The sequence below is a fragment of the Pseudomonas sp. B21-023 genome (assembly GCF_024749165.1).
Lineage (GTDB): Bacteria > Pseudomonadota > Gammaproteobacteria > Pseudomonadales > Pseudomonadaceae > Aquipseudomonas.
In genome coordinates this window covers 3,754,307-3,775,101 of record NZ_CP087190.1, presented here as the reverse complement: position 1 = coordinate 3,775,101, position 20,795 = coordinate 3,754,307, and the positions used below count along the sequence as shown (strand labels likewise).

Here is a 20,795-nt window from a genome sequence, read left to right as displayed (position 1 = left end):
ACCTATGCCCAAGACCCCCTTTACCTTCCATTTGTCCCCGCAAGGCAAGCTGCGCTGGGCGATCGCCAGCCTGCTGCTGGCCACCAGCCTGCCCCAGGCGCTGGCTGGCGGCGTGGTAGTCGCCCCCGGGCCCGGGGGCACGGCGCAACTGCAGACCCAGGGCGGCGTGCCCATCGTCAATATCGTCGCCCCCAACGGCGCGGGCCTGTCGCATAACCAGTTCCTCGACTACAACGTCGACCGCCAGGGCCTGGTACTGAACAACGCCCTGCAGGCCGGGCACTCGCAGCTGGCCGGCGAGCTGGCGGCCAACCCGCAGTTCCAGGGCCAGGCGGCGAGCGTGATCCTCAATGAAGTGGTCAGCCGCAATGCCTCCGCCATCAATGGCGCCCAGGAAATCTTCGGCCGTGCCGCCGACTATGTGTTGGCCAACCCCAACGGCATCTCGGTCAATGGTGCCAGCTTCATCAACGCGCCCAACGCCAGCCTGGTGGTGGGCCGGCCCGAGCTGGAGGCGGGCCGGCTCAAGGCCCTGGGCACCCAGGACGCCAACGGCCAGTTGCAGGTGCAGGGCGCCGGCCTGCGCAACGACGGCGGTTCGGTCAACCTGATCGCCCCGCGCATCGACAGCCAGGGCCGACTGGATGCCCGGGACCAGCTCAACCTTACCGTGGGGCGCAACCAGGTGGACTACGCCAGCGGCCAGGTCAAGGTGCTCGACGGGGGCGCGGCCAGCGGCGAGCAGCGTATCGACGCCAGCCTGTTCGGCGCGATGCAGGCCGGGCGCATCAATATCGTCAGCACCGCGCAGGGTGCCGGGGTGCGGGTCGGGCCAGGGCAGATCGAAGGCCGCGACGGCGTGCGCATCGACTCGGCGGGTAACCTGAATATCAGCGGCGCCGCCGTGGCCGACTCGCTGCAAGCGACCCGTGCGGGCGTGCGCAGCAGCCAGGGCGATGTGCAACTGCATGGTGCCCAGGACCTGACCCTGGCCGCCGCCGACGTGGCCGGGCGCGACGTCAAGCTCGACGCCGGGCGCAACCTCACCCTGAGCACCGTGCAAAGCCGCAAGCTCCAGGAAAAACGCGAGAACTGGCGCAGCGGCGCACTGGGCATCGATTGGGAAACCTACCAGCGCACCCAGACTGACAGCGATACCCGCGAGCATGGGGTGCAGGTCGTGGCCCAGCGTGATGCTCGGGCGAATGCCGGCCAGGATGTCACCGTCAATGCCGCCAGCATCGAGGCGCCCGGCCAACTGAGCCTGAACAGCGGTGGCGACCTGCGCCTGACCGCTGCCACCGAACGCCAGGTCAACAGCGACCAGGGCAAGCACACCAAGGGCTTCTGGAAGGCCGACTGGGACAACCGCAGCGAAACCCAGCGCAGCGTCACCAGCCAGCTCAAGGGCGGCGATATCGAACTGCGGGCCAAGGCTTCGGTGCTGGCCGAAGGTGCCCAGCTGACCAGCGGCCAGGACATCCGCATCGCCGGCAAACAGGTGCAGATCAGCAACGCCTCGCGCACCGACCAGCGCGACAGCCAGAACCAGCAGAGCAAGTTCTTCGGCGTCAGCCACAACGAAGCCAAGCAGAACAGCCGGGAAAGCACCGCCGTGCGCAGCGAGCTGGTGGCCGGTGGCAGCGTTGGCCTGAACAGCGCCGAAGGCATCGAGGTGGTCGGCTCCACGGTCAAGGCCACCGGCGCGTTGAGCGCTGACGCGGCGGGCGACCTGAAGGTCGCCTCGGCCCAGGACACCCGCGAGCACGGCAGCGCCAGCAGCAACCGTGGTTTCGTGGCCTCGGCCAAAGAGACCGCGCCGGGCTCGGGGCAGTATCGGGCCGGCGTCGGCTATGCGAGCGATCGCCAGAGCGCCACTGGCAGCCAGGTCAGCCAGCAGGGTTCCAGCCTCAGCGGCAGCGAGGTTCAGCTGACCGCCGGCGCTGACCTGACCGTCAAGGGCGCAGCGGTGAAGTCCACCGCCGGCGACACTACCCTGGCCGGCAAGCAGGTGTTGTTGCTGGCCGAGCAGGACAGCCGCAGCGAGTCCCGCGACAGCAGCCACACCGGGGGTGGCGTCTACCTCACCGCCGGCCTCGACCGTGCCGGCGCCGGGGTCGACTTCGCCCATGGCACCCAGCAGGACGCCGCGAGCAGTAGCACTGCCAAGACCACCGGCCTCGACAGCGCCGGCAGCTTGACCATCAAGGCCGACACCCTGGCCAGCGAAGGCGCCCAGGTCAACAGCGCCGGCACCCTGAGCGTCAGCGCCAACCAGGTGGACAACCGCGCGGCTCGCGACACCACCAGCAGCAGCCACCAGCAGAGCAACTGGACGGCGGATGTCGGCGTCAATGTCGAATACAAGGACATCGCCCGGCCGATCGCCGGGGTGGTCAAGGATGTGGTGGACGGCAAGGTGTCGGTGAAAGACGCGCTCGACGGCAAGCTGCCGCTGGGCGATGTCAAGGACGTGCTTGCCGGCAAGACCTCGCTGACCGAAGCCCTGGGCAAGCTAGGCACGCCGAACCTGGGCGTCGACCTGGCCGTGGGCCATGCCAGCCAGCAGCAGGGCGAGCAGACCGGCACCGCGGTGGTCAGCCAGTTCAACGGCCAGGGCGTCCAGCTGGACGTGGCCGGTGCGCTGAAGGATCAGGGCACCCAGTACAACGCCAACGGCGGCGCGCTGAACGTCAAGGCCGGCACGTTGCAGGCCGATGCGGCCAGCAACACCCACAGCCGCAGCGAACATCAGGTGAATGCCGATGTATCCGCCCGGGTCTACACCAAGACCGGCGAGGACCTGAATGTGACCGCCAGTGGTTCGGGGGGGAGCAAGCGCCTGGCCGAAGACCGTTCCACTGCCGTGGTCGGCACCTTCACTGGCAATCAGGGCCTGAACATCCAGGTCGGCGGCGATGCCCGCTTCGAAGGCAGCCGCCTCGACGGTGGCCAGGGCGCGGTGGCCGTCAACACTGGCGGCAAGCTGGCCCTGGAGCAGGCCAGCAACCATGAGCGTCGCGACACCAGCAGCCTCGGTGGCAGCGGCTCGCTGACCGTGGGCACCTTGCCGGTGGGTGACAAGGTCGACCTGGGCGCAGGGTTGCAACTCGATCATGCCGGCGAACACAGTGCCGACAGCAAGGCCCAGGTGGCGAGCATCAGCGGCAGCGGCCCGGTGCGGCTGGGCAGCGGTGGCGACCAGACCTTGCAAGGTACGCGCATTGACGCGACGGGCCCGGTCGAACTCAAGGCCGGTGGCGCTCTTGACCTGCAGGCCGCCAGCGACACCCGGACTGTCAGCGGCAGCCACCTGGGCGGCGGTCTCAACCTCGGCGGCAAGGTAGCCACCGGCGAGCAGGGCCGCGACCTGAGCGGCAAGCTGGGCGGCAACTTCAATGTGGGCCAGACCAACGAACGCTCGCAGACCCTGAGCGGCGGCCAGCTGAACAGCCACGCCAATGTGGACCTGGCCGGCCAGTCGGTGCATCTGCAGGGCACGCAGGTCGCTGCTGCGGGCGTCAACGTCGGCGCAGGCGAGGGTGGCCTGGCGCTGGAGTCGGCGCAGTCCACCCAGGGCCGCAACAACTGGGGCGTCGAGCTGAAGGCCGGCGGCAACCTGAGCCGCAATACCCCGGCCGACGCCGGCCAGCAGGCCACTGCGTCCCATGACTTCGACCTCGGCGGCAAGGTGCACGTGGACCATCTGCAGGGCACCACCCAGCAGAACAGCCGGATCGCCGCCGACACGGTGGCGTTGAACAGCACGGGCGCGGCGCAACTGAGCGGTGCCCGTGTCGAAGGCCCGCACATCGGCGGCAAGCTCGCCGGCGGGCTCAGCATCCAGGAGCGTCAGGACACCACCACCTCGGTGCGTCTCGACCTGGGCGCCGGCCTTGTCGGCAAACCGGGCGAGGCCAAGGAGGGCGAAGCCAAGCCCGCCTTCGGCTACACGCCGTCGTTCAACGCGCAGGGCGAGTTCGTGCGCAAGGCCGGGGTCCAGGAAACGTCGCAGATAGCGGCGCAGCGCGAGCTGGGGCTGCAGGTCAAGGGCGTGGAGCAGGGCGGGAACACGGTCGGGGCCGAGGTGAAACCACTCGGTTACCAGGTCAAGGCCACCCTCGACCTGCCCAAGCTGCCTGACGCCGGCCTGCCCAGCGTGTCGCTGGATGACGGCAAGCTGAAGGTCGGGCCGCTGACGGTCGAGGGGCATATCGACGGCTGAAGGGCTTCCGTTACACCAATGAGGTCTGGGGCGCTTGGCGCCCCTTTTCGTTGGCTGTGTCCCGTCCTGAATAAGGTTTACACCTCCCATCCCGAATTTCCGGAGAGTCAGATGGATCAAGGTGTAAAGCGCACACAGCGTGATTACTCGCTGTCTTTTAAATTGGCAGTGGTCGATCAGATCGAAAAAGGCGAGCTGACCTGCACCCAGGCCCGGGAGCGGTACGGCATCCAAGGAAAATCTACGGTTCTGGTATGGTTGCGTAAGCACGGTCGGCAGGATTGGAGCCAGGGGGCCTCGATCCGCGACGAGAGGAGCTGCGCGATGTCTGACCCCAAAACGCTCACTCCAGAGCAGCGAATCAAAGAGCTTGAGCAGCAGCTTGAGCTGATGAGTCAGAAGGCTCAGTTCTTTGAGACGGTCGTTGATGTTCTGAAAAATGACTACGGTGTATCGGTCGTAAAAAAGCGATCCGGCAAGTCCTCACGCAAGGTCAAGTCGCAGGACTGAGCATTGCCAGGGCTTGTCAGTTTCTAGGCATCAGTCGACAGGCATACTACAAGCGCAACCAAGCCGCTGATGACAAAGAGCGCCAGACGGATCGAGTGGTTGAGTTCGTACAGCAAATCCGGATGCGCCAGCCTCGTCTGGGTACACGCAAGCTGCACTATCTGCTGCATTGCCAACCTGACAGACGAGTCCAGCTCGGCCGAGACAGGCTTTTCCAGGTCTTGGGTGAGCGCCGCTTGCTAGTGCTGCCTAAGCGGGCGTATCACAAGACAACGCAGAGCTTTCATCGCTTCTACCGTCATCCCAACTTACTTAAGCCCGGCCCAAGCCAAGTCGTACCGACAAGGCCAGAGCACGTCTGGGTTGCCGACATTACTTATCTGCCCGCACGTAACGGCCCGCTGTATCTGAGCCTGGTAACGGATGCGTACTCCAGGAAAATTGTTGGCCACCACGTCCATGAAAGCCTGCATGCCGAGTCAGTGGCGCAAGCCTTCAAGCAGGCCTTACGAAAGCGACGTCGTCGCCAGCCATTAGTCCATCATTCGGATCGAGGCATCCAATACTGCTCGACGCTGTACCAGTCACTGCACCAACGGCACGACGTTCAGTGCTCCATGACTGATGGGTATGACTGTTATCAGAACGCGCTGGCGGAGCGCATCAACGGAATCCTCAAGACGGAGCTGTTGTTGAGGATCCCTGAAGATCTTGAGCAGGCGAGGAAGATGGTTGATGAGGCAGTGCAGATCTACAACACAGAACGGTCTCATATGGCCCTGAAAAACAAAACGCCCGATGCGGTGCATCGGGCGTTTTGAGGTCTGTCGGCCTACCTGAACAGGTGTAAACCTATTTCAGGACTAGACACTGGTAATAGCGACGGTGTCCTAGATCGGAATAGCGCTGGGCGGGGCTGAGCCTCTCGGCTTGGTGCGAGAGCTGTGGAGGCGAGCCTGGCCTCGCGATAGCACAAGGCAACGCCATAGGGCATCTGACGCTATCGCGGGGCAAGCCCGCTCGCGTGCAGGTTATGTGTGCAACCAAGCGCCTGCCTGCAACGGCCTCGTTCAGACCGCCGAAAACACCGACCCGGTGATCCGTTCGCTCAACAGCTCCAGAACCCGCAATCCCGCCAGCGAGTTGCCCGAGGCGTTCAGCGCCGGCGACCACACGCAGATGCTGTAGCGCCCCGGCACCACCGCGACGATGCCGCCGCCCACGCCGCTCTTGCCCGGCAGGCCGACCCGGTAGGCGAAATTGCCGGCCTCGTCATACAGCCCGCTGGTGGCCATGATCGCATTCACTTGCTGCGCCTGGCGCGGGCTGAGCACTTGTTCGCCGCTGTGCGGGCAGTAGCCGCTGTTGGCCAGGAAGGCGAAGCCACGGGCGACGTCGGCGCAGCTCATCGACAGCGCACAGTGGTGGAAGTAGCTGCGCAGCACCGCGTCGACATCATTGTGGAAGTTGCCGAAGGCCTGCATCAGGTACGCCATGGCCGCATTGCGTGCGCGGTGCTGGTACTCCGACTCGGCCACCACCGTGTCGCTGACGATACGCGGATTGGCCGCCAGGCGGCGGACGAAGTCGCGCATCGACAGGGTGGGGGTGGCATAGCGCGATTGGTTGATGTCGCAGATCACCAGCGCCCCGGCATTGATGAACGGGTTGCGCGGCCGGCCCTTTTCCACCTCCAGCTGCACCAGCGAGTTGAACGCCTGCCCCGAAGGCTCGTAGCCCAGCCGCGACCAGATGTCTTCGCCACTGTGGTTGATCGCTTGCACCAGGCTGAACACCTTGGAGATGCTCTGGATCGAGAACGGCGTGCGCGCATCCCCGGCGCAGTGCAACTGGCCGTCCAGGCTCTGCACGGCGATGCCCAGCTGGTTGGGGTCGACCTGGGCGAGGGCGGGAATGTACTGCGCCACCTGGCCCTGGACGAGCAGGGGGCGGACGTGGTCGAGGATCTCTTGCAGGAGTGCTTGCATCGGAAAACCTGGTGCGGAGGAAAGACGCGGTCGAAAACGTTCAGGTAGACGATGGTCGCTGGCTGCGGAGCACATCTGCCGGCGTTGATTCCTGTGATGATGCGTGACCTGCAGGCGCAGGCTTGCCCCGCGCCTGCAGTGACCGCGTTTTACGCGTTGGAGGTTGCCTCGAACGCGGCGTGGTATTGTACGTCGCCTTGCGGTACGTCCCCAGTGAAGGCCAGGGCCTGGAAGTACTCGGCAGGCACGCCCGGCAAGGTCAGGCCCGGCTGGGCCTTGAAGCCGAAGCGGGCATAGTAGCGCGGGTCGCCCAGCACCACGCAGCCCTGGCCGGCCAACCCATGCAACCGGGCCAGCGCGGCATTGATCAGCGCCGAGCCGATGCCTTGCCCCTGGCGCGCCGGCGACACCGACACCGGCCCGAGGCCGAACCAGCCGCTGGCGCCCGACGCCAGGGTGACTGGGGAAATCGCCACATGGCCGACGACAGCGCCGGCTTCCACGGCCACCAGCGAGACAGTGAGCTGCCCCGCCCGACGCAGCGCGGTGACGATGAACTGCTCGGTGTGGCTGCTGTGCTCGGCGTCGGCGAAGGCGGCTGCGGTCAATTGGCCGATGGCGTCGATGTCTTCAGGGCGTTCGTCGCGCAGGGCGATGCCATTGTCCAGGTGTCTGCGCGTATCGGCGTCGATCAGGCCGCGCAGGGCCTCGAACAGCGGTGTGGCGGCGGTGTAGCGCTTGCCGTAATCCAGGTTGAAGGCATAGTCGAAGCCCGGTGGGTTGCGGCCCTGGTTGTGCTGCAGCAGGGTCTCCAACTTGTCGAGGGCCTTGACCGCCTGGGCTTCGGCGGACGTCGCGGCTTCGTAGTCTTCCCACAGCCACATGATCTCCTCGCGCAGGGGCGTATCCAGGCTCGCCATCAACTGCAGCAGGTCGTCGCGCTCCTGCTGGCTCTTGTCGGGGAAGCCCTGCTTGCTGACGGCGGGCACGTCGCCGCTGATGGCCTCGCCGAGGTCGTGGACCAGGCACATTTTCAGGACCTTGAGCAGGTCGAGGTCGCCCAGTTCGTCGGCGAAGGTGATGGCCATCAGGCACAGCCGCCAGGTGTGCTCGGCGGTGCTTTCGGCACGGCCGGTGGAGGTATGGGCGCTGCGCAGCACGCTCTTGAGTTGTTCGGCCTGGCGCAGGAAGTCCAGGCGGTTCTGCAGTTTTTCGATGTTCATGGCGACTCCATGTCCTGGGGCGGGTTCAGCGTGTCGGCATGATAACCCCAGACGACTGCCGGCCTTCATGGTTCTGACGTTTGCATGCCTGGGATACTCAATTCCACGCCTGCTGCCGTGCGAGCACCGATGCCGGCTTTTCCCCCACCAACTCGGTATACAGGCCCGGCGCGGTAGCCCCTTCGGTGCTGATCAGCAGCACCCTCGAGTCGCGTCCGAGCCCCACCTGGGCCGCCAGTTCCGGCGCCGCCATCAACTGCGCCAACCCTGCCAGCCCGGCCACCGCCGACTCACCCGCCAGCAACGGAATGTCCCGAGCACTGCCTTGCGCCAGGCGCCGCATCGCGGCGATGGCATCGGTGTCGCTCAGGGTCATGAAGAAGTCGACGCTTGGCTGCAGGAATCGCCATGCCAGCGGCGAGGTTTTCCCGCAGGCCAGTCCGGCCATCAGTGAGTTCACCGAGCCGCTGGCAGCACGGGGCTGGCCGGCCATGGCGCTTTGCAGCAGGCAGTCGGCCTGCTCAGGTTCGACCACGATGAAGGTCGGGCGCTGTTCACCCATCAGCTCCCACAGGTAGCTGACAATGCCCGCCGCCAAGCCACCCACGCCCCCTTGCAGGAACACATGGGTAAAGGTGGGATCTGGCCCGCCGGCCTCGACCAGTTCGGCAGCGAGGGCTCCGTAACCTTGCATGACATCGCCGGGGATCTGCTCGTAGCCATCGTAGGACGTGTCTGAAACCACCTGCCAGCCGTGGGCCTGGGCCAAGGCCGCGGCGTGCGCCACCGCGGCGTCGTAGTTGCCCTCGACCCGTATGATCTGCGCGCCGTAGGCGGCAATGGCCTGATCGCGCTCCACGCTGACGTGGGCGTGCAGGACGATGACGCAGCGACACCCCACGCTCTGCGCGGCGGCGGCCAGGGCGCGGCCATGGTTGCCGTCGGTGGCGCTGACCACACTGAAGCCGGCCAGCTCGCTGGCGTGTCGGCCGGCGAACAGGTCGGCGGCGGTGAAGCCGTGCCCGGGGAAGGTGCGCAGGATCAGGCGCACCAGGGCGATGGGCGCCCCCAACGCCTTGAAGCTGCCCAAGGGGGAGCGCACCGATTCATCCTTGACCAGCACCTGGTCGACACCCAGTTCGGCGGCCAGGTCAGGCAGGTCGTAGAGTGGCGTGCCCGCGGCGCGCAGTTGCGGCCAGTGCGCCAGCCATTGGCGGCTTTCGTTCGCCTGGCGGATGCTCATCAGTACCTGCAGGCTGCGAGGATAGGGCTGGCGGGTGGCGTTGGGGTTGGCAAACAGCATATACGTCTCCAGGGGGCAGGGCGGTAGGATCTGGTCACTGCGTGGCGCTCAGTCGCTGAGCAACCACGTCCAGCAACATCCGCGCGCCGTCGAGCAACTGGGCGTCGTCAGTATGCTCACGGGGGGTGTGGCTGATACCAGTCCTGGATGGGCAAGAAGGTCATCGCCGCCGGAGCGATGCGCGTATGGCCTCCACTCTGTGCATTGACGCCATGCGGTGTGAGCGAAATGGTATTTGCTTGTGGCGTATGGAAAGATTGATTTTCAGGTAAAATGCGTAATCTTGTTGCATTCGCACACGCCTGACAGGACCCACTCCCATGACCCTTGACCCCTTCGACCGCGCACTGCTCGACGCCGTGCAGCGTGACGCCAGCACTTCCCAGATCGATCTTGGCACACAGGTGAACCTGTCGTCGGCTGCGGTTAACCGTCGGCTGAAGAAACTCACCCACGATGGCGTGATCCAGCGCACCGTGGCCCTGGTCGACCCGGTGGCGCTGGGTTACACGCTGACGGTGATCACCGAAGTGGAGGTGGAGAATGAGCGGCTCGACTTGCTCGACGCCATGAAGCGCACCTTCATGGCCTGCCCGCAGGTTCAGCAGTGCTATTACGTGGCGGGGGCATGCGACTTCGTGCTGATCCTGCTGGTGCGGGACATGGCGCAGTACACCCAGTTGACGCGGGAGCTGTTCTTCCAGAGCAACAATGTGAAGCACTTCAAGACGCTGGTGGCGATGAGCAATGTGAAGACCGGGTTGCAGGTGCCGGCGACCTGAGCTCAGGCCACGCCGATCTCATCCATGAAGTCGTCCAGGAACGACGCCAGCCGTTCATGCCGGAGCGTCGCCAGGCGAGCCCCCTCGGTGGTCTGGAACCCCGAGGCGAGCTTTAGCAGCTTGGTGTGGAAATGCTCGATGGCGTACCGGTTGTCCTGGTGGTCCCGCCCTTCGGCAGTGGGATTCTCGAAGTCGTACAGTGACGAGCCCATGCGCCCTGCGACATAGAAACAACGGGCGACGCCCACCGCGCCGAGGGCATCGAGGCGGTCGCTGTCCTGGAGGATCCTCGCCTCCAGGCTCAGCGGCGCGATGCCCGCCGAGTAACTGTGGGCCTGCACCGCATGGGCCGCTTGCTCGACGCGTGCCGATGGCCAGCCCTTGTCGGTGAGGATCGCGGCGGCCCGCTTGGCCGAGAGCGTCGAGGCCTGGCTACGCAGAGGCGAGTTCTTCTCCACCGCCACGCAGTCGTGCAGCACGGTGGCGGCCAGCAGCACTTCAAGGTCGCCACCTTCCTTGGCCTGGATGCGCCGGACGTTGCTCCACACCCGCTGCACATGGGCGAGGTCGTGGGAGCCGTCGGTACAGGCGCCGGGCAGGCAGGGCAGCAGTTCGTCAGCCAGGGGCTGCAGGGGAAAGAACGGCGCGTTGGCCATCGAGCGTGCTCCATCGATCAGGGTAAGGGCTGAACATCGGTTCGGCGCGGCAACGGTACACCAATCGTCGCTGGCTCGGGCAGGCGTGGTCAGCGGCAACACAGGCAACCGCTGATCAGCGGTTGATCAGGGTCGTTCTCCAGAAAGGTGACCATGACTTCCATGCCCGTGTGCGGTGGCGTGCTCGCACAGCTCCAACTGGAGCACGCGCTCAGCCAGCAACGGCTCTTGTCGTCGAACCTGTCTTCACGGTCCCAGGGGAACTTGACCTGTATCTTTGCCAGGCGCCGGTCACGCTGGGACATCTCGTCTTCCACCGCGATGACGACAGCGGTCTGGTTGCCGGGTAACTCAGGTTTGCGGTGAGTCAGAGGCAGGCGGTAGGGCGCTTCCCAGGGAATAGCCATGAAGTGGTTGCGGTATCCCCGAGCAATGTCATCCACGTGGTCAGTGGCGCCGCGCTCACCGGCTATCCGTGGTTGCCTGCCCTGGTGAATGACCCGCGTCAGGAGCCACGGGGCGTTCAACGCCTGGCGCGGATGCCCGCAAACGTCCAGCACATGGCCACTGGCCAAATGGGTCTGGTCACTGTGCCCTTCAGCTTGATGATCTGCCAGGCCACGAAAATCGAGCGGATTGTCGCCGTCCTGGTTGCAGGCGGCAGGTTGCCCCAACCTGGGGAACACCGCCTGGTCATCACCGAACACCAGCACATGGCCCTGGGCACTGTGCTGGAAATGGAAGTGGATGCCTTCTTCCTCGCACAGGCGCTGAATGAAGTGCAAATCCGTTTCGTCGTACTGGGTGCAGTAGTCGCGCTCGGGGTAGGTCGAGCCTAGATGAAACCGATAAGCGTCGCCGACGATTCCGTGCTCTTCCAGGATCAAGGCAACGATATTCGGTACCGAGAACTGTTCATAGATTCTCTGGTTGATGCGATGGCGCAAGTAGGAGAGGTGCGGTACCAGGGTCATGCTGTAGTGCTTCGAGCACTGTGCATTACCGCTTTGAGCGATGTGGTAGACCCGGCCATGGATGCCGTTGCCATTGTTGTCGAAGGACAGGAAAGCCTCACGGTCGAAAAGGCACTCGAGATCCATGTCAGCCCGCTCGCCGACAAGCTCCACATTGAAGTAGTACGGCCTGCCGAGCGCTTCCTCCCCACTGAATGCGAGCACCTGGAAAGCGGGATCGATACCGTCGATCGTCAAACTGAATCGAGTTTGTTGGGCTGGGCTGAACATCCACTGTTCTCTTTTCAAGGTCGGACTCAATTGAGCAACAGGCATTGGCGCGCAGCGCGCTGCACGGCAATGGACACGATCAAGGGGTGGCATGGGGCAGCAGCCACCCCATCACCTCAGATCACACGCCGCTCTTCACTTTGGTCCAGACCCGGGTGCGGATCCGCTCCAGTTTCAATGGCAGTGGCTCGAGTGGGATCAGCGTGGATATCGTCGTGGCGTCCGGGTAGATCCAGGGATTGTCGCGCAGCTTCTGCTCGACAAACGCGGTGGCGTCTTTGTTGGCGTTGGGGTACAGCGTGTGGTTCGAGGTCTTGGCAATGACTTCTGGCCGCAGCATGTAGTTGATGAACGCCATGCCTTCCTTGGGGTGAGGGGCGTCTTTGAGCAGTACCAGGTTCTCCGACCAGACCAGCGCGCCCTCGCGCGGCAGGCTGTAGGAAATCCGGCGCCCGGTGTTGGTCTTTTCGTTCAGGGCCTGTGCCGCAAGGGCGCCATTGGCCCAACCGACAACCGCGCAGATATTACCGTCAGCCAGGTCGGTGTCGATTCGCGAGGAATCGAAGTAGAGGACGTAGGGGCGTATCTTCAACAGCAGCGCCTGGGCCTTCTGGTAGTCGTCCGGGTTCTTGCTGTTGCTGGGCAGCCCCAGGTAATGCAAGGCAATCGAGATGATCTCGCTCGGGGAATCCAGCATCGCCACCCCGCAGGATTGCAGCTTGCTGATGTTCTCTTCCTTGAAGATCAGGTCCCAGCTGTCCACCGGCGCCTGTTCACCCAATGCCGCTTTGACTTTGTCGACGTCATAGCCGATGCCGGTGGTGCCCCACAGGTAGGGCACCGCGTAACGATTGCCAGGGTCATTGACCGCGACCTGGGCCAGCAGCGCCGGGTCGATATGCGCCAGGTTGCTCAGTTGCTCACGGTCCAAGGGCTGCAGCACGCCCGCCTGGATCAGGCTGGGCAATACGTTGGAGGTGGCCACGACCACGTCATACCCCGTGCGCCCGGCCATTACCTTGCTCTGCATGATGTCGGCGCTGTCGAACGCATCCATGCGCATCCGCGTGCCGGTTGCCTGCTCGAAGGCCTTGGGGGTCTCAGGCGCGAGCAGCCCGAACCAGTTGTACAGGTACATGCCGGGCTGGGCCGCGGCCACCGAGGTGCTGATTGCCGCACCGAGCAGCGAGGCCGCAAAAAGGGTTCGCAAACGTGACGTTCTCATGCAACATCCTTATCGAAACGATGTATCTTCTGGCCCGTCCTGAGCCCAGACAGCGACTATACCGGGCAGGCCCGGATAGTAAATACCTCCGATTACGTAGCGCTGACCTGCTGATTCCTAACCCAAAAGGGGTAGAAAATGCCGTTCGACCTTCATGGCCTGGCGTGGCACCGTTCGATCGGCAAGCTGATCATGCAGCTGGACCGCCCCGCGTTCTGGAGTTCGTTGGTGCGGGTATTGAATGAGTACGTGCAGATCGACAACTGGGTGGTGTTGATCTTCAGCCAGCAGCAGGTGGACGTGGTGGCTCTTCCTGAGGTGGCGGATGCGCAGGAGGTCGATGCGTTCATTCATCGCTATGTGAAGGGGCTTTACCTGCTGGACCCGTTTTATATCGCCAATCGGGAAAACCCGCAGAGTGGCTTCTTTCATCTGCTGGACATAGCGCCGGAATACTTCGTCGAAACTGAATACTATCAGCAGTATTTCGCTCATTATATTTCGGCGGATGAAGTCCAATACAATGTCCAGCTCGACCCCGATAGAACATTGTGCATGTCCATCGGGAGCAAGGTACGTTTCAGCCAGGAGCAAATTACCCTGCTCGATATCATCAAGCCCTGGGTAACTGCGCTCATGCACCAGCGCATAGCCTTTGAAGTCGACGCGAATGAACACCTCGCCGAGCCACTGTCATGGCCTGAAACGGTTGCGCAGCTGGCCACGCAGATCACCTCGCGCGAAAGCGATGTGCTCAGGTTGTTGCTCAGTGGCTATTCCAACAAGGAAGTGGCCGGCAAGCTGGCACTCTCGGTGGAGACCATCAAGGTTCATCGGCGTAACCTCTATGCCAAGTTGAATGTCCGTTCACAATCGGAATTGTTCGCTCGGTTTCTAATGCCAAAGCAGGACGCTCTTCCTGCGCGGTGAGGTGAGTTGTCGGTATTGACCGGGCGTGAGCTTGCGGTCAATACCGCACGTTCAAAGACTGCCTGTTGTTTCGCCGGCTGGCTGGGCGAGAAATGCTGTTATCAGTGAAGTGACCTGCTGCTGGATCACCTCGCGGGCGCGGCCGTTATCGCCGTCCAGGCAAATGATGCCATCGCCGGGCACTTCTGCTTCGAGCAATGACTGTGCGCCAGGCTTGCACGCAGCCATGAAGGTGAAATGGCTTGCGTCGCCGATTTCGACGTAACGGCTTGACGCCGCGGGCAGGCGTTTGGCCAGGTTGGCGGACTCAAGCTCGGCGGGTAGTTCCCGCGAGGGGACGCCGGCGGCGATCACCAGCGCAGGTACGGGCAACGCGGCCAGGCTTTCATCGGTGAGACCCCGTGAAAGACCCAGGTCCAGGCTCACCACAGCGCTGACGCGTTCATCGCGCAGATTGGCGCCGAGCGCGGCCTTCGCGTCTGACGTGCCTGCCGGCTTCATCTGGTCATAAACGGAGCAGCTGGACAGCTGCGGGTGGGCGTTGCAGTCGTGGGCAAAGCGATCTGGATCGAAACGCGCACCGGCGATTTCCAGGGCGGTCCAGCCACCGAGTGAATGGCCCACCACGGCAATGCGGCCAGCGGCGACCCTGCCGAACTTATTCGGTTGAGCCGTGACCCGATCGATGGCGCGGCGCAGGTCAACCGGCCGCTGCCATAACTGCGCAGCAGCTTCTGGGCTGCGGTCATGGGTCGTGCTGCCAGGATGATTGACGGCGGCGACGATGTAGCCCTTGTGGGCCAGGGCACTGGCGAGCCATGCCTGGTTGCTCCAGTTGCCCCGATAGCCGTGAGAGAGCACCACCAAGGGGTGTTCACCGCTGGATGGCGGTGCGTCAGGAACGGCAGCGACACCGGCAAACAGCGCATTGTCGGCGATCAGTTGCGCGGTGGTGGTCGCTGCGGTCGGGTACCAGACAACCATCTGCAGTGGGCGGCCAGTGTGCGAATCCTGCAGTGTGGAGGATTGGAAGCCGATGGCGTTCTCATCGGCAAAGGCAAGCGTCGTCAGGCAAGCCGACAACAGTGCGCCGAAAACTGTTTTCAATCTCTTTTCTTCCTTGAATGAGTGCGTGTCATGCCGGGGTGGACGCAGGTCCTCTGCGGTAGGTGGTCGTTTTACCTCAGAGCGCGTACTGGGCGATACCGTTGCCGAACGACCAGTTCTCCTTGCGCACTTCGACCAGGTTGATGAACACGTCCTGCGGGCGGACCCCGGCCTCGCGTTCGAAGCCTTCGGTGATCGCCTGGTACAGCGCCTTCTTCTGCTCCAGGGTGCGGCCCTCGCTGAGGGTGATCTGGATGAACACCTGGCCGTCGGAGCGCTGGATGCCCAAGTACTGCGGGTCGAACACCAGGCGATCACCGTCGTGCTCGGTCAGGACCTGGAAGTTGTCGTGCTCGGGGACATTGATCGTGCGCCGCAGGCAGGCGTAGACGATCTGGCCAAGCGTGCGCAGGTGAGTCGGGTCGGGGTGGCGCTTGATGTCGATGCGTACCAGGGGCATGTGGACTCCTTGGGCTATGCCAGGCGAGACGCAGAAGCTGGTAGGCTCTGTACGAAAAGCCTTGATACTTGTTCATGCTGCGTTGAAAACAGCCTCGGAATGCTCATGTACTCCAGTACACTGCGCTTCCTCGGCTGTTTTCGCCTTGCCTGACCTGCGTCTCAAGACTTTTCGTACAGAGCCTAGGACAGGATCGGGGCAGGGGCAGAGCCCGGCATGGCGCCGGGCTCTTGAAGGCATTACTGAGGCAACAGCTTGTGGGCGCGTTCGCTGGCGTTATTGAAGACCTCGATCAGTCTTTTCGCCAGTGCGTCTTCGATTGCCGCGGCAGTGAGCAGGCCCTGGGTAAAGCCGATGCCCTGGTCCTTGGCAACCGCCAGTTGCTGGCTGTTCTCCGCTTCGGCCAGGTCGCCCAGGTAGTGGGCTGCGCGGAAGGCGTAGCGCTCGGGGAGGGTCAGCTGTTCAAGCTCCTTCAACGAAAGGGCGAACTGGCTGGCGGCGGCGGGTTTCAGGCTGAGGTGCTCGAACTGGAGCAGGCTCAGGCGATCGGTAGTCAAGGCGAATCTCCGTTTCTTTGCGGGAATACCCGGTTACTGTCCTGCCTTTTGCCGGTCAGCGCAAGGGTAGCCAGGGCGGTGGCGCGAAAAACAGTTGTCCAGGCTCGCTCGCAGCACAAGCGCGTGCCATGCGCCGCGCAGGCAGCCCTGGGCGCATCCTCTACTTGGCGCGCATGCTAAAACGTTCTAGCCTTCGCGTTTTGCTCATTGCCGTAAGGAATACCCGCATGACTTCCACCCTCAGCCGCCGTCGCGTGCTCCAGGGCGCGCTCGGCTGCTCGGCCTTGCTGGCCCTGCCAACCTGGGCGGATGACCCGCTGCGCAAAGCATTGCAGCAACTGGAGGCCACCACCGGCAGCACGATCGGCCTGTGGGCCCTGGACACGGGCAGCGGCCAGCAACTGGCCTGGCGCGCCGAGGAGCGCTTCGCGTTCTGCAGCACCTTCAAGGCCGTCCTCGCCGGCGCCATCCTGCACCGCAGCCAGGCCGAGCCAGGCTTGCTGGAGCGGCGCATCGCCTACGGCGCCGAACAGCTGGTGGTGTATTCCCCGGTCACCGAAAAGCACGTAGGCGCCGGCATGACCGTCGCCGGGCTCTGCGCCGCCGCGGTGCAGTACAGCGACAACACCGCCGGCAACCTGTTGCTCGAGCTGGTCGGTGGCCCGCCGGGTCTTACGGCGTTTGCTCGCAGCCTGGGTGACCCGACGTTCCGTCTCGACCGCAACGAACCGACCCTCAATACCGCCTTGCCAGGCGATCCGCGTGACACCACCACGCCCCTGGCCATGGGCGTGACCCTGCAGCGTCTGTTGTTGGGCGACGGCTTGGCCGCTGCCGAGCGACAACAGCTGCAGGCCTGGCTCAAGGGCAACACCACGGGCGATGCCCGCATCCGCGCCGGCGTGCCGAAGGATTGGGTGGTGGGCGACAAGACCGGGTCGGGTGACTATGGCGTGGCCAACGATGTCGCGGTGATCTGGCCCAAAGGCCGGGCGCCGTGGATCCTGGTGGTGTTCAGCCGGGGCGCCAAGGCGGATGCACCCTGGAACAGCGAGACGATCGCGGCAGCCACGCGGGTGGTGGTGGACGCCTGGCAGGGCTGAGCAATCGCTCGGACCATTATCCGAACGCGTGGGAGCAGGCTTGCCCCGCGATGAGGTCGGCTCACCCCACGCGTACGCGCCGCCGTTTCTTGAGGTACATCTGGCCATCGGCATGGCTGAGCAAGGTGTCGGCATCTTCGCCATCGCTGGGGTAGCAGGCCACGCCAATGCTGCAGGAGGGCATCCTGACCTCACCGAATTCGGCGCCGAGCGGTTGCTCCATGACCCTGGCGATCTGCTCGACCATCTGGTACACGGCATCCTCCGAGGGCACGTCAGTCAGCAGCACGATGAACTCGTCGCCGCCGATCCGCGCCACGGTGTCCGCCGCCTGCACGCTGTCCTGCAGCCGGCGGGCGATGGTGCACAGCACGCGGTCGCCAGCAGCATGGCCATGCACATCGTTGATACCCTTGAAATCATTGACGTCGAGAAACAGCAAGGCGAGCCGCCGCTGCTGCTGGCGAGCCATGCGCAGGGCCGTGGCGAGGCGGTCGTTGAACAGCGAGCGGTTGGTCAGCTTGGTCAGCGGATCGTGATGGGCCAGGAAGCGCAGTTCCTGCTCGGCCTGGGTGAGGGCGGTGATGTTGCGGGCCACGCCGATCCGCGCGCCGACTTCGTCGGACCAGGAGGCCGCCCAGAGAATGTGCACGATCTCGCCATCCTTGCGTACATAGCGGTTGCGAAAGTCGCAGTGGGCGTTGCCGTTCATCACCCGCACGATCGAGGCGCGGGTGGCCTCCAGGTCATCCGGGTGCATGTAGCGGGTGATCGGGGTGCCGGTCAGCTCGTCGGCGCGGTAGCCGAGCAAGGCCTCGCAGGCATCGCTCACGAACACGATGGTGTCGTCCCGGTCGACCACGAACACGGTGTCCAGCATCAGGTGGATCAGCCTGGGGTACAGCGCTTGCAGGTCGACGGGCATAGGGCGGGGGTATCCGATACGGGTAGCCCGGTCATGGTCCGATCACGCAGGGCGGCCGCGCGATGTCCTGCAAGCCGCCGTGGGCCGCTTGCCGCGCCCGAGCAGCATACACAGGGTCGGGGGCGGGCACACTACCTGTGAGCAAGCAAAGCCTGCATGGTGCAGCCTGGCGGCGCGTACCCTGTCCCCCAAGGCGAGGGTGACCGGGCGCAGGGCGTGACCTTTGCGCAGGCAGGTGCCGGGCTGCGCCTAGGCTGATGGAGCCGGCGGGTTGGTGGCTGGCCTCAGGGAGCTGAGGCCGAGGTTCAAGGGGGCGGCGATCACTAGCATGGGACAGACTTGCGCTCGGGTGACTGCCTACAGCCTCCAGCATCCGGCGAAGCGCTGGCAAACCCCTTCGCGTTGATCCAGTTCAGCCATGCTGCGCAAGTGTTCGAGGCTGATCTGCGCGACCGTCTCTTGCAGGACATAGTTGTAATAGTACGCCATGTCGCGCATGCGCTGGGCCTTGCTGCGCAGGCCTGCGTCGTTGTTGCCACCGGCCCAGACCTGTAGCTGCTCGTCGCGCACGCTACGCAGATAGGCGCGGCTGTCGGCGTCGTAGCGCTCTAGCGTACGTGCCTTGAGGTTGGCGAGCGCCTCGGCGAGCCTCTGCAGATTCTGCTGGTACTGCTGCCAGTAGGCCTCTGGCAGATCGAGGCCCAGTTCCCGCTTGCGTGCCGCTACCTGGGCTTCGGGAGAGGTTTGACGAGTGATGGCGACGGCAGTGCGCAACGTGGTCAGTTGCTCCATCTCCGGGGTGACGCTGTCGTGGATGATGCTATCGATCAACGCGGTGCGCCGGGGGGTATCGGGCAGCGGTGTGGGTTGTTTCGGGAACAACGCTGAGGTACCCCGGCAGGCGCTTGGGATGGTGTCGATCATCGGATAGGGCTGGCGCTGGTCCTTGCCCTCGACGCGTTGCAGACGCACCAGTGCCGCCTGGCAGTAGCCAGGTGACTGGTCGAAGCTCAGTTCATACTCGGAGCCTGCCTGAGGTGTCAGGGTGAACGAGGCCGAGCAGACCGTGGTTGCGCCCTGGGTGTTGGCGCGAACATGTACCGGCTGGCCGGGTTCGAGGCGGATCTCGTAGTAGCTGTTGCTGTTTGCTGGCGGCGGCACGCTCATGTCGGCCCGCCGGCGAGAGTCGGGCACGAACAGGTTGTTGAGCATGCCGGTGGTCCGGGCTTCACAGCGCGCGCTGTCGAACAGGTCCAGGGTGGCGCTGCCATTGCCCGAGATGTAACGCAGCTTGGCGGCATCCGGGCGGGCGCTGTCGATATAGGTACCATTGAGACTGCAGGCGCTGACCAGGGTGGACAGGGCGAACAGGGCAAGCAGGCGGGCGGCGGGGTGCATGATCGTCCGTGAGTGAGGCCATGGGGGCGCCGATGCTAGGGCGATTCCGGCTAATCGTCCAGTGGGCCGAAGGTGATCAGCCCACGGTGGTGGAGCGCTTGCTCTTCCGTTTAGAACATCCGCCACCGTCCACGTAGAGCAAGGCCTTGACCAGCTCACACGAACCCATGAGGGTCAGGTGCTGTTCAGCATTTACAGGCTTTCCCTACCGTTGGGGAGGTGCCATCAGTGCGTTGAGTTCTGCATTGCTGTGGGCCTTCAACCCGCTGGTCTCGAGCTGCCCGCTCTGCAGGAAGCGCTGGATCAGGCCGCGCATGGCACCGTGGAGGAAACCGTGGATATCGAAGGCGGCTACTCGAACGCTCCCGACCAGGCGTGCACCGCCGGCGTCCGCCACATTGGCCAGCATCAACAGCTCTTGCTGGTGAAGGTCATGAAAAATGCGATCCATTGCAGGCATTAGTGCATGACTCCCTTGAATATCCTGAAGAGTGTTTGCTGCGCGCCCTAGATTGCCACCCAACCGGTCGGGCCTGCAGGATTTTTCAAGATGTTCCAGCGAAGCGTCGCGGTGGCCTCCAGCCCCAGTGGAGCTTTAGCGCGGGGCTGCATACACAGGGCTGCTGCTCAACGGCGATAGTAGCGGCGGTCGTCGTCATAGCGATGGTGCAGGGCGCGATCATGGTGGCGGTCCCAGTAGCGTTGCCGCTCCATTGCCCGGCGGTGCTGCTCCCGGCGCCATTGCTCGCGGCGCCACTGCTCCCGGCGCCAGTCGTCGCGGTGGTCATGCCAGCGCTCGTCGTGGCGGTAGCGGTCGTCATGGGCCAGCAGCGGTGCCGATGGCGCGCTTGCCAGGCTTGGCCAAGGGGTTTCAGTGGCCTTTCGGTCCGCCAGGTCGAGGGTATGGGAGGGAGGTGTCGAAGTCTTCATCGCTGCGGCGGTTGCCGAGCCTGCGGTCGCGAGTGCGAACAGGCCAACGAGCAGCATGTATGGGGCAGGGATTTTCATGAGTGAAGACAACCTCTGATTGGCAGTTGAACGTGCGTTCGGTAGCTGTTGGAACAACCGTGGAACGCACTCATCCAATAGACCGGCAAAATGGAAAAAGTTCTGGAGCGGCGCGTGCCCCGGGGCTTGCTCTCCGGTTGTCTGCAGCAAG

17 protein-coding genes and 2 pseudogenes are annotated in these 20,795 nt (G+C 64.2%); 5 read left to right on the top strand and 14 right to left on the bottom strand.

The annotated features are described in order from the left end of the window. The first annotated feature begins 4 nt into the window (after window positions 1–4). Both LOY42_RS16920 and LOY42_RS16915 read left to right on the top strand, forming a co-directional pair. Window positions 5–4,225 (top strand): hemagglutinin repeat-containing protein, encoded by a 4,221-nt coding sequence (locus tag LOY42_RS16920; protein WP_258598538.1) that lies wholly within the window; start codon window positions 5–7, stop codon window positions 4,223–4,225. 111 nt (window positions 4,226–4,336) lie between these two features. Further along, window positions 4,337–5,556 (top strand): IS3 family transposase gene (locus LOY42_RS16915; RefSeq protein ID WP_258598537.1). Its coding sequence is split into 2 segments (ribosomal slippage): window positions 4,337–4,685 and window positions 4,685–5,556, totalling 1,221 coding nucleotides; the frame shifts between segments, so codons are not numbered across the junction. A 249-nt stretch (window positions 5,557–5,805) separates the two neighbouring features. Here the strand turns inward: LOY42_RS16915 and glsB are convergent. The 4 genes and pseudogenes from glsB to LOY42_RS16895 all read right to left on the bottom strand — a co-directional run bounded on the left by glsB (window position 5,806) and on the right by LOY42_RS16895 (window position 9,249). After that, on the bottom strand, window positions 5,806–6,723 hold the full coding sequence (glsB, locus tag LOY42_RS16910; RefSeq protein WP_038705799.1) for a glutaminase B: 918 nt from the start codon (window positions 6,721–6,723) through the stop codon (window positions 5,806–5,808). A 149-nt stretch (window positions 6,724–6,872) separates the two neighbouring features. Next, window positions 6,873–7,379 (bottom strand): GNAT family N-acetyltransferase, encoded by a 507-nt coding sequence (locus tag LOY42_RS16905; RefSeq protein WP_256659329.1) that lies wholly within the window; start codon window positions 7,377–7,379, stop codon window positions 6,873–6,875. A gap of 9 nt (window positions 7,380–7,388) precedes the next feature. Beyond that, window positions 7,389–7,946, bottom strand: a pseudogene (locus LOY42_RS16900) (HD domain-containing protein); the annotation flags it as partial. Window positions 7,947–8,043: 97 nt separating this feature from the next. Further along, on the bottom strand, window positions 8,044–9,249 hold the full coding sequence (locus LOY42_RS16895) for a diaminopropionate ammonia-lyase (protein ID WP_139672038.1): 1,206 nt from the start codon (window positions 9,247–9,249) through the stop codon (window positions 8,044–8,046). 320 nt (window positions 9,250–9,569) lie between these two features. On the opposite strand from LOY42_RS16895, the gene LOY42_RS16885 reads away from it, so the two are divergent. Then, window positions 9,570–10,031, top strand: a complete 462-nt coding sequence (locus LOY42_RS16885) for an Lrp/AsnC family transcriptional regulator (RefSeq protein WP_139672035.1) — start codon at window positions 9,570–9,572, stop codon at window positions 10,029–10,031. A 2-nt stretch (window positions 10,032–10,033) separates the two neighbouring features. Here LOY42_RS16885 and LOY42_RS16880 read toward each other — a convergent pair whose 3' ends face one another. The 3 genes from LOY42_RS16880 to LOY42_RS16870 all read right to left on the bottom strand — a co-directional run bounded on the left by LOY42_RS16880 (window position 10,034) and on the right by LOY42_RS16870 (window position 13,156). Continuing rightward, the gene (locus LOY42_RS16880) at window positions 10,034–10,687 is read right to left on the bottom strand and encodes an HD domain-containing protein (protein WP_139672032.1); all 654 of its coding nucleotides are present in this window, start codon (window positions 10,685–10,687) and stop codon (window positions 10,034–10,036) included. An 89-nt stretch (window positions 10,688–10,776) separates the two neighbouring features. Then, complete coding sequence (gene tssI, locus LOY42_RS16875; RefSeq protein ID WP_198755182.1) at window positions 10,777–11,931, bottom strand: type VI secretion system tip protein TssI/VgrG; 1,155 nt, start codon at window positions 11,929–11,931, stop codon at window positions 10,777–10,779. A gap of 121 nt (window positions 11,932–12,052) precedes the next feature. After that, complete coding sequence (locus tag LOY42_RS16870) at window positions 12,053–13,156, bottom strand: extracellular solute-binding protein (RefSeq protein ID WP_258598533.1); 1,104 nt, start codon at window positions 13,154–13,156, stop codon at window positions 12,053–12,055. Window positions 13,157–13,294: 138 nt separating this feature from the next. Between LOY42_RS16870 and LOY42_RS16865 the strand changes: the two genes are divergently transcribed. Next, the gene (locus LOY42_RS16865) at window positions 13,295–14,086 is read left to right on the top strand and encodes a response regulator transcription factor (protein WP_258598531.1); all 792 of its coding nucleotides are present in this window, start codon (window positions 13,295–13,297) and stop codon (window positions 14,084–14,086) included. A gap of 51 nt (window positions 14,087–14,137) precedes the next feature. Here LOY42_RS16865 and LOY42_RS16860 read toward each other — a convergent pair whose 3' ends face one another. The 3 genes from LOY42_RS16860 to LOY42_RS16850 form a co-directional block, all read right to left on the bottom strand. Beyond that, entirely contained in the window at window positions 14,138–15,193 is a 1,056-nt protein-coding gene (locus LOY42_RS16860; protein ID WP_139672020.1) for an alpha/beta fold hydrolase, read from the bottom strand. Between the two features lie 76 nt (window positions 15,194–15,269). Beyond that, window positions 15,270–15,653: a tautomerase family protein gene (locus LOY42_RS16855; RefSeq protein WP_139672014.1), complete on the bottom strand. Its 384-nt coding sequence runs from the start codon at window positions 15,651–15,653 to the stop codon at window positions 15,270–15,272. Between the two features lie 239 nt (window positions 15,654–15,892). Then, a complete protein-coding gene (locus tag LOY42_RS16850) occupies window positions 15,893–16,210 on the bottom strand; it encodes a hypothetical protein (RefSeq protein ID WP_046856247.1) in 318 nt (105 codons plus the stop codon). Between the two features lie 227 nt (window positions 16,211–16,437). On the opposite strand from LOY42_RS16850, the gene bla reads away from it, so the two are divergent. Then, window positions 16,438–17,313, top strand: coding sequence for a class A beta-lactamase (gene bla / locus LOY42_RS16845; RefSeq protein ID WP_139672011.1), 876 nt, complete (start codon window positions 16,438–16,440; stop codon window positions 17,311–17,313). A gap of 61 nt (window positions 17,314–17,374) precedes the next feature. Here bla and LOY42_RS16840 read toward each other — a convergent pair whose 3' ends face one another. The 4 genes and pseudogenes from LOY42_RS16840 to LOY42_RS16825 form a co-directional block, all read right to left on the bottom strand. Continuing rightward, a complete protein-coding gene (locus tag LOY42_RS16840) occupies window positions 17,375–18,238 on the bottom strand; it encodes a sensor domain-containing diguanylate cyclase (RefSeq protein ID WP_139672008.1) in 864 nt (287 codons plus the stop codon). Window positions 18,239–18,595: 357 nt separating this feature from the next. Beyond that, window positions 18,596–19,636 (bottom strand): hypothetical protein, encoded by a 1,041-nt coding sequence (locus LOY42_RS16835; protein ID WP_139672005.1) that lies wholly within the window; start codon window positions 19,634–19,636, stop codon window positions 18,596–18,598. A 367-nt stretch (window positions 19,637–20,003) separates the two neighbouring features. Continuing rightward, a pseudogene (locus LOY42_RS26675) lies at window positions 20,004–20,096 on the bottom strand (isocitrate lyase/phosphoenolpyruvate mutase family protein); the annotation flags it as partial. 167 nt (window positions 20,097–20,263) lie between these two features. Next, complete coding sequence (locus tag LOY42_RS16825; protein ID WP_198755186.1) at window positions 20,264–20,644, bottom strand: hypothetical protein; 381 nt, start codon at window positions 20,642–20,644, stop codon at window positions 20,264–20,266. Between the last annotated feature and the right edge of the window lie 151 nt (window positions 20,645–20,795).

Excerpts from the sequence above, each read along its gene's own strand:
- bla (WP_139672011.1), top strand. The coding sequence starts at position 16,438 with ATGACTTCCACCCTCAGCCGCCGTCGCGTGCTCCAGGGCGCGCTCGGC.
- LOY42_RS16825 (WP_198755186.1), bottom strand. The coding sequence starts at position 20,644 with ATGAAAATCCCTGCCCCATACATGCTGCTCGTTGGCCTGTTCGCACTC.
- LOY42_RS16835 (WP_139672005.1), bottom strand. The coding sequence starts at position 19,636 with ATGCACCCCGCCGCCCGCCTGCTTGCCCTGTTCGCCCTGTCCACCCTG.
- LOY42_RS16895 (WP_139672038.1), bottom strand. The coding sequence starts at position 9,249 with ATGCTGTTTGCCAACCCCAACGCCACCCGCCAGCCCTATCCTCGCAGC.
- LOY42_RS16870 (WP_258598533.1), bottom strand. The coding sequence starts at position 13,156 with ATGAGAACGTCACGTTTGCGAACCCTTTTTGCGGCCTCGCTGCTCGGT.
- LOY42_RS16880 (WP_139672032.1), bottom strand. The coding sequence starts at position 10,687 with ATGGCCAACGCGCCGTTCTTTCCCCTGCAGCCCCTGGCTGACGAACTG.
- LOY42_RS16840 (WP_139672008.1), bottom strand. The coding sequence starts at position 18,238 with ATGCCCGTCGACCTGCAAGCGCTGTACCCCAGGCTGATCCACCTGATG.
- LOY42_RS16920 (WP_258598538.1), top strand. The coding sequence starts at position 5 with ATGCCCAAGACCCCCTTTACCTTCCATTTGTCCCCGCAAGGCAAGCTG.
- LOY42_RS16865 (WP_258598531.1), top strand. The coding sequence starts at position 13,295 with ATGCCGTTCGACCTTCATGGCCTGGCGTGGCACCGTTCGATCGGCAAG.
- LOY42_RS16885 (WP_139672035.1), top strand. The coding sequence starts at position 9,570 with ATGACCCTTGACCCCTTCGACCGCGCACTGCTCGACGCCGTGCAGCGT.
- glsB (WP_038705799.1), bottom strand. The coding sequence starts at position 6,723 with ATGCAAGCACTCCTGCAAGAGATCCTCGACCACGTCCGCCCCCTGCTC.
- tssI (WP_198755182.1), bottom strand. The coding sequence starts at position 11,931 with ATGTTCAGCCCAGCCCAACAAACTCGATTCAGTTTGACGATCGACGGT.
- LOY42_RS16855 (WP_139672014.1), bottom strand. The coding sequence starts at position 15,653 with ATGCCCCTGGTACGCATCGACATCAAGCGCCACCCCGACCCGACTCAC.